The organism is Microbacterium sp. ZW CA_36 (genome assembly GCF_044987475.1).
Classification (GTDB): domain Bacteria; phylum Actinomycetota; class Actinomycetes; order Actinomycetales; family Microbacteriaceae; genus Microbacterium.
The window spans coordinates 74,644-87,037 of sequence record NZ_JBJDRL010000005.1; the positions used below are offsets into that span (position 1 = coordinate 74,644).

At 66.8% G+C, this 12,394-nt stretch carries 12 protein-coding genes; 1 reads left to right on the forward strand and 11 read right to left on the reverse strand.

Annotated features, from left to right (window positions below):
* Positions 1–90 precede the first annotated feature (90 nt).
* The 11 genes from ACI3KX_RS04495 to ACI3KX_RS04545 form a co-directional block, all read right to left on the reverse strand.
* Entirely contained in the window at positions 91–219 is a 129-nt protein-coding gene (locus tag ACI3KX_RS04495; RefSeq protein WP_404908067.1) for a hypothetical protein, read from the reverse strand.
* Entirely contained in the window at positions 216–1,166 is a 951-nt protein-coding gene (locus ACI3KX_RS04500; RefSeq protein WP_404908069.1) for an aldo/keto reductase, read from the reverse strand. The genes ACI3KX_RS04495 and ACI3KX_RS04500 overlap by 4 nt, the downstream gene beginning before the upstream one ends.
* Positions 1,163–2,017 carry an amidohydrolase family protein gene (locus ACI3KX_RS04505; RefSeq protein WP_404908071.1) on the reverse strand — a complete coding sequence of 285 codons (855 nt, stop codon included), beginning with the start codon at positions 2,015–2,017 and terminating at the stop codon, positions 1,163–1,165. The genes ACI3KX_RS04500 and ACI3KX_RS04505 overlap by 4 nt, the downstream gene beginning before the upstream one ends.
* A complete protein-coding gene (locus ACI3KX_RS04510) occupies positions 1,968–2,759 on the reverse strand; it encodes a ribonuclease activity regulator RraA (RefSeq protein ID WP_404908074.1) in 792 nt (263 codons plus the stop codon). Before ACI3KX_RS04510 ends, ACI3KX_RS04505 begins: the two co-directional genes overlap by 50 nt.
* Complete coding sequence (locus ACI3KX_RS04515) at positions 2,756–4,693, reverse strand: hypothetical protein (RefSeq protein ID WP_404908076.1); 1,938 nt, start codon at positions 4,691–4,693, stop codon at positions 2,756–2,758. The genes ACI3KX_RS04510 and ACI3KX_RS04515 overlap by 4 nt, the downstream gene beginning before the upstream one ends.
* On the reverse strand, positions 4,690–5,520 hold the full coding sequence (locus ACI3KX_RS04520; protein ID WP_404908079.1) for a carbohydrate ABC transporter permease: 831 nt from the start codon (positions 5,518–5,520) through the stop codon (positions 4,690–4,692). The genes ACI3KX_RS04515 and ACI3KX_RS04520 overlap by 4 nt, the downstream gene beginning before the upstream one ends.
* Complete coding sequence (locus ACI3KX_RS04525; RefSeq protein ID WP_404908081.1) at positions 5,517–6,470, reverse strand: carbohydrate ABC transporter permease; 954 nt, start codon at positions 6,468–6,470, stop codon at positions 5,517–5,519. Before ACI3KX_RS04525 ends, ACI3KX_RS04520 begins: the two co-directional genes overlap by 4 nt.
* A complete protein-coding gene (locus ACI3KX_RS04530; protein ID WP_404908084.1) occupies positions 6,454–7,701 on the reverse strand; it encodes an ABC transporter substrate-binding protein in 1,248 nt (415 codons plus the stop codon). The genes ACI3KX_RS04525 and ACI3KX_RS04530 overlap by 17 nt, the downstream gene beginning before the upstream one ends.
* Positions 7,702–7,871: 170 nt before the next feature.
* A complete protein-coding gene (locus ACI3KX_RS04535; protein ID WP_404908086.1) occupies positions 7,872–8,300 on the reverse strand; it encodes a cupin domain-containing protein in 429 nt (142 codons plus the stop codon).
* Positions 8,301–8,537: 237 nt separating this feature from the next.
* Positions 8,538–10,901, reverse strand: a complete 2,364-nt coding sequence (locus ACI3KX_RS04540; protein ID WP_404908089.1) for a carbohydrate-binding protein — start codon at positions 10,899–10,901, stop codon at positions 8,538–8,540.
* Positions 10,902–11,359: 458 nt separating this feature from the next.
* A complete protein-coding gene (locus ACI3KX_RS04545; RefSeq protein WP_404908091.1) occupies positions 11,360–11,680 on the reverse strand; it encodes an L-rhamnose mutarotase in 321 nt (106 codons plus the stop codon).
* 63 nt (positions 11,681–11,743) lie between these two features.
* Here ACI3KX_RS04545 and ACI3KX_RS04550 point away from each other — a divergent pair, with 63 nt between their 5' ends.
* Positions 11,744–12,391 carry a GntR family transcriptional regulator gene (locus ACI3KX_RS04550; RefSeq protein ID WP_404908092.1) on the forward strand — a complete coding sequence of 216 codons (648 nt, stop codon included), beginning with the start codon at positions 11,744–11,746 and terminating at the stop codon, positions 12,389–12,391.
* Positions 12,392–12,394: the final 3 nt, after the last annotated feature.

Below are 12,394 nucleotides of genomic sequence, written 5' to 3' on the forward strand. Positions count from 1 at the left end.
TCAGTCAGATTGGCATGTTGTGCGGCTCACCAGCCTGGCGGATGCAACAACCCAGCGCCGAGAGGTCTAATCGGCTCTCTGCTCCGGCCTTCACCGCGTGCCGCCATACGCGAGCTGATGCTCCCGCTCAGATACCTCGTGCGTGAATGCGTACTCGGCGACTGCGGCCGACGCTTCGTCACGGCTGGCCGCGTACCGCAACTCGCTGACGATGATCACCGCTGGTTCGTCTCGGATCGAATGGCCGCAGTCGCCTCGACCTCGGCGCGCAGCCCTGCCACGTCGCCGTCGGCGCGCAGCAGCGCCGCATTGCGGGCGACTTGCGCCGCTGAGTCGGCACCGACCACGATCGAGGCAACCGGCGGCGCCGGCTCACGTGCATATGTGACTGCGGCCTCGGGCAGGGTGTAGCCGTGGCGATCAGCGATCGCCGCGAGTTCGCGCGCCCGCTCGAGCACCGCTGCTGGCGGCGCTGCATACTCGAAGTGCGACGCCGGGTCGGGCCGGTCCGTAGCGAGCAGTCCGCTATTGAAGATGCCTGCACTGATGATCGCAATTCCGCGGGCGGCACACTCGGGCACCAGGTCTGCGAGGGCCGAGTGATCGAGCAGGGTGAGCCGGCCCGCGACCATCACGACGTCGATGTCGCATTCGCGTACGAAGCGCAGCAGTGTGGGGAGGTCCTTCGTTCCGACACCGATCGCGCCGAGATCGCCCGTATCGCGCAAGCGCTGCAGCGCCGGCACGGCCGTGCGTATGGCCTCGTCGACGCGATCGTCGTCGTCGGGATCGTGTACGAACGCGATGTCGACGTGCACGCGTTCCAGACGGCGCAGCGACGCCACCAGCGAGCGCGCAACGCCTTCGCCGCTGAGATCCCATTCGCGGCGGGCGTGCGCGCCCCCACCCACGATGAGGCGCCCGACCTTGGTGCTCACGATTGCGTCGTCGCGGCCACGAAGCGCGCGCCCGAGCCTGTGCTCCGAGAGGCCGAGCCCGTAATGGGGCGCGGTGTCGAAATGACGGATGCCGTGTCCCCACGCCGCGTCTACGATTTCGTCGGCGTCGCGCTGGTCAAGTTGCACATAGAGATCGCCGAGTTGCGCAGTGCCCAACCCCATTTCGGTGACGTGGACCGCGGTGTCGCGGATGCGGGTGGTCTTCACGGGGTGGTCACCCCGTACACGCGGGCGGCGCTCGCCCCGAACAGAGCTGTGCGCTCATGGTCATTCCACCTGCGCGTCGCCGCCTGCAGCCGCCGCCAGGGTCCGGCACCGGGGGAGAGGGTGTGGATTGGCCAGTTCGTGCCGGCGAGCAGTCGCTCGGCGCCGAAACGTGCGCGCGCTATCGCGAGGAGTTGCGGCATGCGGGGTGTGTGGACGACCGCACCCGAGACCTTCAGATGGGCGCGCGGATGCCGGGCGAGCTGCGTGACCGCGTCCTGCCAGGCGCCTTCCGCGGCTGTCGGGCTGCCGAGATGGTCGACGACGACGTCCAGCTCCGGCGCGGCGCGGCAGAGCCCGGCCACGGAGCTGAGCGCGGGTTCATCGACGAGCAGCTCGAGTACCAGGCCGCGCTCCTGGAGAGCGCGCACGCCCGGCTCAAGTGCGGTGGCGTCGATCGCGTCGCGGCTGAGCGCCACGTGGCGCACGCCGCGCAGTGTTCCACCCCCGGCTCCCGTCTGCAGGGCGTCGAGGCGCGCGCCGACGTCGAGATCGGTCAGGTCGGTCCAGCCGACGACGGCTGCGATCTCGTCGCGCCCGTGACAGCGCGCGAGCAGCAGGGCGCTGCCGGCATCGGACTCGTCGGCCGTGACCGCGACAGCCGACGTGATGCCCTCCGCGCGCAGCATCGCCGTTGCCTCGTCGAGCAAGAAGGGGCGACGAAGGGAGCATGCGCGCTCATCTGTCAACCAGGCGACGTCGAGCAATTCCCCGCCCCACACATGCAGATGCGCGTCGATCACGTCAGACCAGCGGGATGCGCCCGCCGTCGCGCCATGCCTCGTACTCGGCACGGCTGTCGGCGTTCAGGGGATAGTAGTCAGACAGGCGTGCGCCTTGCTCCAGACGCATGCGGCTGAACTCCTCCCAGTTCTCGTGATCCTCGGCCGACTCGACGAGCTCGAGGGCCTTTCCCTGCGGCACGATCACTGCGCCGTCGTCATCAGCGATGACCACGTCGCCCGGCAGAGCGAGCACGCCGCCGACCGCGACCGGCACGTCGTATGCCCACGGGAACAGGTCCGTCTGCGACGCGTAGTGCGGCGTGACACCGGTGCACCAGATCGGCACACCCAGCTCGCGTACCCGGGCGGCGTCGCGGATGCGTCCGTCCACGACGATGCCGGCGCCGCCGCGACGCTTGAAGTAGCGCACGAGCATGTCGCCGAGGCATCCGGTGAACGCACTGCCGTATGCCTGAACGACCAGCACGTCTCCCTCCTGCACGGTCTCGAGCACCTCCCATAGGGCGGTGTGACGCTCGACGTATTCCTGGCTGACGCCGCTGGCGATGTCTTCGCGCTGCGGCATGAACTGCAGTGTGAGTGCCGAGCCGACCACGCGTGCACCGCGGTCGAGCGGCGTCGGCCCCTGGATGTAACTGCGGGTGATCCCCATGCCGCTGAGTTTCGCGCACGCGGTTGCGGCACTCACGATGTTCATACGGTTCACGATGTCGGCATCGGCGCGGTCGAACGCATCGCCGCGCACGGGGAGTGGCCAGACGGACGACAGATTCTCAAAGGTGGTGTTCATGAGTTCTCCTGGTTTGGGCGGATGAGTTGATGGGCGGCCTGGAAGGCGCGTCGGGTGAGGGTCAGAGTGAGGTGGATGCGGGTGCGTGGCGGCAGCGCGACGACGAGGCGGTTGCCGTCCACCGGGATCCGATCCCGGATGGTCGAGACGGCGGGGATGGTGTATCGATGCGAATTGCCGGGATAGCCGGAAGCGGCGTCGGATGATGCGGCATCGAACTCCACGGTGTCGATGCGGTCTTCGCCGAAGGCGCCGCAGACGAGCTCGACGTCCTGCGCGGCGTCGCCGAGGTTGACCAGTTCGATCACGACGGTGTCCTCCTCCGCAGTGCGGACGAGCGCGGCCACGTCTGCCGGCAGGCCAGGGCGGAGGCGTGCGGCGTCGGCGACGAGCACACGCGCGAACGACAGCCCGCCGTAATAGACGGCCGGCGGCGCCCCGGTGACGAGCTGCGTGAGCACCTCGGTGACGACAGGGTTCAGCCGCTGCCAGAAGTGGATGTCACCGTCCTCCGGTTCCGTGGGGGCCTCGGCGATGAGCGCGAGGCGGCGGAGAACTTGGCCGATCGCCATCTCGAGTGCTCGCTCGGGATAGTCGGCGTTGCGGCCGGCGAGGAATTCGAGCCACGGTGCCTCGTGCCCCTGCTCCTCTTTGTCGTGGAACCAGCGCACAGCAGTCCAGTCGGAGGTAGAAGCCGCGCGGATTCGATCGAGCAGTGCGCGGTCTTCCTGGTCATGGCCGATCCAGTCCAGCCACATCACCGGCTCGACCGGGATCGGGTGGTAATCGAACCACCCGTCCGGCCCGTGGCGGTAAGGCACGAGCAACTCGACGGTGTCGTCATCCGCGCCCAGCCGTTCGGCCCAGCCGGGTCCGAGGCTGCCGCGTGAGGCGATACGGTCCTGCGCGACCGCGTGAGCGAGCACCGTGTCGAGAACTCCGCGTGCAAAATCGAGGCGGGCGGTGTCGCCGGTAAGCACGACCGTGTTCAACGCGGCGACGGTCGCGGCTGCGGCAATGGTGTGTAAGCCGTGCGGCCATGTCCACCCGTAGTGCCCGCCATACCAAGCGCCGCCATGCAGCTCGCCTACGATGCCTCCCGGCCCGACGTTGTCGGGGAGCACTCCTGCGACGGTCGCGCGTTCTCGCCACGCATCGACGTATTCCAGTGCCCACGTGCGGTGGCGTTCGTCGTGGTCATATAGCCACGCGTTGGTGGCGAGCGTCGTGGCAGCGAGGTTTACGACGGTGTCGCCGCGGCCCATTCGCTCCTGCATGGCGGCACCCATGCGCGCCGCCGCTCCGGGGGCGGCGAGATCGTCCCACTCGTGGATGCCCTCGACGTCGTGCAGCGGCAGACCGTAGATGCGCATCCCCTCCTGGTCGGCCCGATACTCCGTCCAGTCCTCGCCGACGCCGTATCGCGGACCGCCCGACCCGGTGTGCGGCGCGACGATGGTGCGGGTGGTCGGGTCATAGTTGCCGGTCGGCGACCCGGGCAGATAGAAGCCGGCGAACCGGCGCGCCCGTTCGCGGAAGACGGGGTCGGCGGGGTCAGCTGCGCAGATGCCGAGGAACAGTGGCAGCGACTCGCCCTGGTGGAACCAGTCGTAGCCAAGTTCGTACTCGTCGCGCACGAACCCGAACGCAGTCATCTGCCGTGTCACGCCCTCCCAGTGGTGCTTCGCGGCGGCGAGCAGATCGTCCGCGCCGCCGAGCCGGTACAGCGCAGGCCAGTTGAAGAACGGCTCGTAGAAGTCGTCGACGCCGTCGCGCCCGTACATCCCGCCCGAGTAGCGAAGGCTCCCGTCCGGTTCGGTGAACCGGACGGCGAATCGCCGCCACGCTGTGTCGAGAAGGGCGAGCAGCTCGCGCTCGAGCGCCGCCCAGCGTGGGATGTCCCGCAGCGGTACGGAGGCGGTTAGACGCGTCATCCCTTGATCGCCCCCGAGGTCAGGCCGCCGATGATGCGCTTCTGCAGTAGCACGTAGAACACAATGACTGGCACGACGGCGAGCAGCATGTTGGAGTACACCAGCGTGTAGTCGGTGGAGTACTTGCTGATCGCCGCGTATACGCCGGTCGTGACCGTGTACAGGCCCGAGCCGGGGCCGAGGATGATGCGTGGGTTCACAAAGTCGGCCCATACGCCTACGGCGTTGAGCACCACCGCTGTCGCGATCGCCGGCATCATCAGAGGGAAGATCACCCGCCAGAAGGTGCCGATCCGAGAGGCGCCGTCGATGCGCGCAGCCTCGTCGAGCTCACGCGGGATGCTCTGCACGTACGCAGTGAACAGGAACAGGGTCGTCGGGATCGTCAGTGCGGTCTGGAAGAGGACGAGCCCGGGAATCGTGCCCATGAGGCCTAACGTTTTCAGCACGTAGATGACGGGGATGACGATGGTCTGGCTGGGAATGAACAGTCCAGCGAGCATCACCAGCAGGATGATTCGGTGTCCGCGGCGCACGCCCCGGCCGATGGCGTAAGCGGCAGGGCCGGTCACGAGGATTGAGAGGACGTTGACCACGACGACGAGGAACGCCGTGGTGCCGTATGCGGCGATGACATTGAAGTCAGTCGAGGTCGCGGCGGCGACGATGTTGTCGAGGGTGAAGCCCTGGGTGGGCAGCCCGAACGGCGAGCCAAGAATGTCGTCCTCGGTCTTGAACGCGTTTGTGACGAGCAGGTACAGGGGCGCGCCCATGAGTAGCACGATGACGGCGATGGCAGTGATCCATCCGGTGCGACGGGCGATCATGCGGCGACCGCCTCTTCGCTGCGGCGGCGCACCTGCGTGAGGACCACGGTGACCAAGATGATGACGAGCATGAGCACGACCGACTGTGCGGCGCCGTAGCCGAGCTGCGAGCGGCTGAACGAGGTCGTGAGGATGTTGAAAACCACTGTCTGCGTCGAGCCGGCGGGTCCGCCGGCGGTCAGGGCGAGCACGATCTCGTAGACGCGCAGGAGACCGATCGCGGTGAGCACGATGTTGAGGGTTACGGTCGGGGCGAGCACCGGGAGTTTCACGCGCCAGAAGGTGGCCCACGGCCCGGCGCCGTCGATCTTGGCCGCTTCCAGCAGCGAGTCGTCGAGCGTCTGCAGGCCGGCGAGGTAGAGGATCACGTTGAGTCCGAAGCTCGCCCAGATGATTACGAGCAGCGTGGTCGCCATTGCCCAGACGGGTTCGGCGAGGAACGGGACCCGCTCGACACCGAGGGAGGTGAGCACCGAGTTCAACGCTCCGTTGGTGCCGAGGATCGACGCCCATAGGAATCCGAGAATGATTGGCCCGATGACGTAGGGGGAGAAGACAAGCACGCGCATCACGGTGTTGACGCGGGTGTTGCGGTTCAGCAGCAGTGCGATGCCAAGGCCGAAGGCGTTGCACGCGAGCGTGCCGATGACAGCGATCACGGCGGTGTAGGTCGCGGCGCGCACTGCGTCGGGATCTTGGAACAGGCGCTCATAGTTGCGGATGCCGACCCAGGAGGGTGGGATGGTGAACCCATCCCAGTTGGTGAAGCTGAGGTAGGCGGCGATCCCGATGGGGATGAGGACGAACAGCGCAACGAGGACGAGCGCCGGTGCGATCATGACGGTGTCGGACAGCAGTTCGGCGCGACCGCGACGACGCCGACCCGCGGCCGCAGCCGGCGAGGACAGAGCCTCGCCGGCTGCGGTCTTGACATCACTGCGCAGCAGCATTCATGCTCCACCACGAGTCGAGCGCGGCGGCCGCCGCGGCGGGCGTATTGCCCACGTACAGCGCCTGCACCTGCTTGTTCAGTTCGTCCCCGAAACCTGCGGGGATGCCGGGACCGGAAGTCCCGATCACGAGGCCGGGCGCTGCGTCGAGGATGGCGCCGACGTCCTGGTTCAGCGGGGTGCCCTCGTAGGAGTAGCCCGCCCGGAAGTTACCCTCCGACTCCAGCGACGTGGTCACGGCGGTCTCGTCGGTGACGAGGTACTCCACCAGTGAGAGCGCGAGCTCCTGGTTCTTCGAGCCCTGCAGGATCGAGTAAGGCTGGGCGGGACCGCTCATCTGTGCGGCGGGCTGGCCGTCAAGCGAGGGAGCGGCGAACACGCCGACCTCGAAGTCGACACCAGCCTCGTCGATGGACGGGACCAGCCAGTTGCCCATGACTATGGCGGCTGACTCCCCGCCGGTGAAGGCGTCGATCGAGTCCTGGTATTTCAGGCCGAGCGCATCGGGGTCGACCAGGCTTTCGGTGATCCAGCCGGAGTATGCCTCGAGGTAGTCGGCGTAGGCGCTGTCCGCAAAGGTCGCCTCGCCGTCAGTGACCTCGGTGTAGAAGTCACCCGAGCCGAGCAGATCAGGATTGGCCATCATCGCAAACTGTGCGCCGGTAACCCACTCGCCGGCCGTGCCGAGCGGGGTCTGGCCGCCGGCGGCCTTGACCGACCGCAGCGCCGCGGTGAACTCGTCGACGCTGGTCGGGGTTTCGGTCACGCCCGCCGCGGCAAACGCGTCCTTGTTGTAGAAGACGAGCGACTGGATCTGAGCGCCGGTGGCCACCTGCCAGATCTTGTCGTCGACCTTGTTCTGCTCGGCGAGAGGAGTGTCCAGCACCCACGGCTCGTCTGGGAAGTCGAGCAGCTGCGGTGCTACGACAGGGTCGAGGTTGCTTGCAACGATGTCTGGGATGTCTCCGGAGGCGAGCTCCTGCTGCAGGGTGGCCTGCACGTTCTCGCCGCTAGGCACCTCGATCGTCACGCTCACGCCTTCGTGCTCGGCGACCCACGGCTCAACGAGCTTCTCGTAGTACTCCTTGGTCAGAACGGGCGTGATGTTCGCCAGAAGGCGCAGCTGGGTGTCGCCGCCGTCCGCGCTACTTGTCGAGCATCCCGCCAGCAGACCGACTCCTAGAGTCGACGTGGCGATCAGCGCGACGACATTTCGGGTTGTGTGTCGCATGAATCCTCCTTGATTGTAATCGCCTATCGATAGGCGATTTGCAGAGTAGCGCAAACGATGTTGAGCGGCAACTCAGATTGGCTCGACTTCGTGTCAGACCCGCCGCTCCGCCAGAGATGGCGGGCGGCGGGCTCGTTTCAACTGGGCGGACCTTCAGGGGGTCAGTGCCATCAAGACGACGACGGCACGCGGCGGGCGCTTCTGCTGCTCAGCTCCTCCTCCGATACGAGAGTGAGCATGGGCTCGCCCGGGATACACAGCATGGTGACCACGAACGTGGTGGATTCGTCTGCGAGGTTGTTGGCGTCCTGGTAGTGGATCACGTCTCCGCCGGGCTCCCAGAAGGTCTCACCTGTCTTCACCACCCGCGGGGCTTCGCCCTCTAGCTCGAAGAGAAGTTCACCTTCGACCACGTAACCGAAGGCGGGACCCGAATGGCGATGCGGGCGTGTTCCTGGACTTGCGGGCGGGAGCGTGACGTGGATTGTCATCGCGTCCCGTGCACCGTCGATGGCTGCGAGATCCACAGATGACAAAACCTGGACCTCCGGGCGCTGAGCAGGTTCGAGGTTGTCGTAGATGGAATTGTGGTCGTGCATGTCTGGCACTCCTGATCTCTTGGCTCACGTGTGGGATGGATGCACCCCCTATGAGGAGGACCGTCAAGCTGCCTGATTCGTGACGGTCTGCGCCCACCAGGCAGGTTCAAAAGACGAGCCGTCCTGAACAGCTGCGCCCAAATCGTGAGCAACGTGACGGGCGGTCGGGTGCACAGTCTCGAAGACGCTCCGAATATCGTCCGTGAGGCGGGAGCTGTTCCCGCCTCACGGACGAGGTCAGCGCAACGCGATCCAGTCGAGCGAACCGCGTGTCCGCCCTCCCGACGGGATGAGGTACACGTCGTGGACACCTGAGGTCGCGGTAACTGCGACCGCCTGCGTCTCGAATCGCGCAGTGGATCCGGTGGGGGTCGCGCTCAGCGTGCCGATCTTCGTCCCGAGGGGCGAGTCAAGGCGGATCGCGTACTGCGCTCCTGCGGCCTCCGAGGCGAGCGACGCGGCAAACTCGGTGCGGCCGGCCCCGAAGGCGACGTGGCGGAACACCAGGATGTTCGCGCCGTCGATCCGCGTGACCACCCTGCCGGTACCACCGTCGGCCGTCGAGGTCCCGATTCTGAGGGACGCGTCCTCCGCTTCGAGCTGCGTGCCGGTGGTGAGGAACGAGAATGCGTCTAGATCACCGATCCCCGCCCACCCGATCGAGCGGATGTATACGTCGTGCACACCCGAGGTGGGGACGATGCTGGCGTACTGCTCAGAGAAGCGGTCGAATCCGCCCGTCGAGTCGACGCGGAAGTTTGCGATCACAGGCCCGTCCGCGGCGTCGATGCGAATCTCGAACGTCTGGTTCTCGTACGGGTCGTCGGTTCCCACGTTCATGCGCACGAGGTCGCGCCCAGCGCCGAAGTCGAGTGCACTGTATGACACCCAGTCGCCGCCGTCAAAGCTACCCACGACCGTTCCGGTCGCGCCCGACCTGGTCGACGTGCCGGATGTCCCGACGTAGGACTCGGCCTCCACGGTTCCGCCTACGAGCGTCGCACCCGAGCCCCAGGTCGGGGCGCCGTATTGGAAAGCGCCGACCGTCGGCGCGGCATCCGTGGTTCCGTCCGAGTAGGGCGGACGAGGTGTCGCCGCATTGCGAGCCGTGGACCCCTCGCCGACCGTGAAGTCGTGCGTCGCCGGGTCGGCGAAGGCGGCGCCGCCGTTGGGCAGGTTGGTCGCCAGGGTCACACCCGCCGCACTATCGACGTCGCCGAGGTTGTTTGTGACCTCGATGCCCTCGTACGTGCCGCCGAATAGGCTCAGTGCCTTGCGGTCGGTGCCGCTGGTGTTGTTGATGATCTTCGTGCCCGAGGCATGACCGCCGTTCGGGTTGATCAGCACCACGCCGTAGGTCGTGCGGTTCCAAGTGACGTTGTCGGCCACCACGCCGTTGACGGTCTCAAGGTCGAGGTAGACCCCGGGAGCGGGAGCGACCGTCGACACCGGGGCCGCATCACGCATGGTGTTGTGGTCGATGAGGGTGTCGCCGAGGTCCACCCGGCAGCACACGTACACCGCGCCGACGTCGTGCACGAGCTTCCCGTAATGGCTCATGTCGTTGTACGCGATGCGGTGGCCGGACGCGTCGTAACCCGCGACCTTATTGTCGATGTTGATGCTGCTGCGCCCAGTGCCCGTGATGGTGTTGTGCATGACCGTGTTGTCGGTGCCCAACAGGTTGACGCCGCCCGCGTAGCTGCCCATGTAGTCGGTGTCGGTGATGACGTTGTTGACGACGCTATTGCGCTGCCCCGTCACGACGACGCCGTTGCCCGCGCTGTATGCGATCGATGAGTTGCGCAGTACATTGTCTGTGCCGTGCAGCTGGATTCCGCTGGTCGTCTCGCCCGCCGTCAGCACGTCGCACGCGTCTGTGGGCGTGACTTTGTTAGGGTCCACTTTCAGATCGGCGTACTCCGACACGTACCGCACGGACAACCCGTCGAGGGTGACGTGCGAGGTCGTGTCGGAGGTGAGGATGCTTGTGCCCTTGAGTCCCAGACCGATGATGCTGACGTGCGAGCGGCCGGAGAGGTCGAAGCCGAACTCGCGTTGCTTCGCCGCGATGTTCGCCGCGTCGGGGTCGTCCCCCGGCACCCGCACGTATAGCTGGCCGTCGCCTGCGTCGTAGTGCCACTCGCGATCCCGCCCAAGCAAGGCCAGCTTGCCCGACAGCGCGTAGTAGTTCGTTGTGTTCGGGCTCAACCCCACACACGAGGGCAGTCCATCGACCGTGACGGAGCCGGGCGACGAAGATGTCACACGGCCGGTCTCGCTCACGAACCAGTTGTGTGAGAGCAGCCGGGCACCGACCCAATAGCCCTCCGGCTGCGACAGCGCGTCGTCACCCAGCTGGGTCTGTGAACCCCAGTCGGCGTGCGCCTTCAGGGCGTGGGCGGGGTCGTCGCCGGCATGCGGCCAGGCGGCCTCGGGCGCCATCGTGTCGCCGACGAAGATCTGCTGACCGGGGAGCTCAGGGGAGGGGCTGACCGCGGCGCGGTAAACGGTACCCCCCTCGACCGACGAGGCGAACTCGGAGCCGGCCAGGGTGGGGTCTTCCGCGGTGAGGGCGGCTAGCTCTGTCGCGGTGACCATTGTCCAGTTACTAATCGGGTCAGTGCCGTCGACGACGACCCGGGCGCCGGGGGCCGCTTCAAACGTGATCGGAAGAAGCGCGGTACCGCTGCGTGGCGGGGTGACCGTTTCGCGGTACGTGCCCTCTCCGATGACACATGTGTCGCCTGGCCGCACGACGTCGGCGCAGTGCTGAATCGTTCGAAACGGCGTGGATGACGACCCCCCGCTCGCGTCGTCGCCGCCAATTCCTACGTGGAATGTGCGTCCGACGACGCTGCCGCTCGCGGTCGGCGCGACCAGACCTCCCGTGAGCATTCCGACCGCTACAGCAGCGACCGCCGCGAGGGCAGCCTGTCTTGGGATCCTCATTGACACTCCAATCGATAGTCGATTACAACGAACCGATCAAAGCACCCGAGGGCGAGTTCGTCAACGGAGAGCTACGGTTCCTGTCGACGGCCCGCCTTGCTGCCCCCTCAGCATGCAGAGGCGTCCCAGACCAGCGGGAGCACGACTGAGGAGTTCGGCGAATCGTCGATGAGGGTCGAGATCAGCGCGTCCCACGCCGGGTCGACAGCGGGCCTGGCACGCATCCGCTCGATCATCCGCTCACGGCCGTCGCGCGTCTCGATGAGATGGAAAAGTGTCTCACCGTCAATCCAGATGCGCCAGTTGACCATCCCACACGCCGTCAGGGCCGCATGCAGGGGTGCGGGGATCTGCGAGTGAACCCGCCGGTAGTGCTCGGACGCACCGCTCCGAAGCCGGGTACGGTATCCCTCCACCACAGTATTCATCGGCACGCCCTTCCATCGACTATCGCTAGTGTGGCAGGGCACCGCGCACGGAAGGAGGAGCAAATGCCAGAGGCTATCAGCACAGCACTGCTGTCTGATCAGGTGTACGAAATGATTCTGGCGTCGATCCTGGACGGCACTCGGGCGCCCGGGAATCGCTTGGTCGAGTCGGAGATCGCGCGTCAGCTCGGCATCAGTCAGGCTCCCGTGCGAGAGGCCGTGAAGCGCCTCATCCACGCCGGACTCGTCGTCTCGATGCCCCGCCACGGTAGCTACGTCACTGAGATCTCGCCCGCCGAGTTTGCGATAGCGCGCACGATGCGAGGCTCGATCGAGGCGGAGGCGGCGCGCATCGCGGTATCCGAGGTGTCGGAAGACGACCTCCAGGCTCTGCGGGGCGTAGTCAAACGCATGCAGCAGGCGATGGATGCCGACGACCGCGCCGCGTTCCGCGCGCTCGACGTGGAGTTCCATCGCACCGTCATCGCTGCCACCCGCCGCTCCGTGCTGGCGCGCTTGTGGGACACCCTCGAGCCGATGCTTGTCAGTCAGCGCGCCATCGGCGACCCCGGGTATCTCGGCGACCGCACGCGCGTCGTCGCCTGGCACAGCGACCTCGTCGACGCCCTCGCCGGGGGCAACGCCGATGCAGCAGCAGCCGCCTTCGCCGAGCACGCCTCCGGCGCCCTCGATGAGTTCCCGACCGGATGAGGC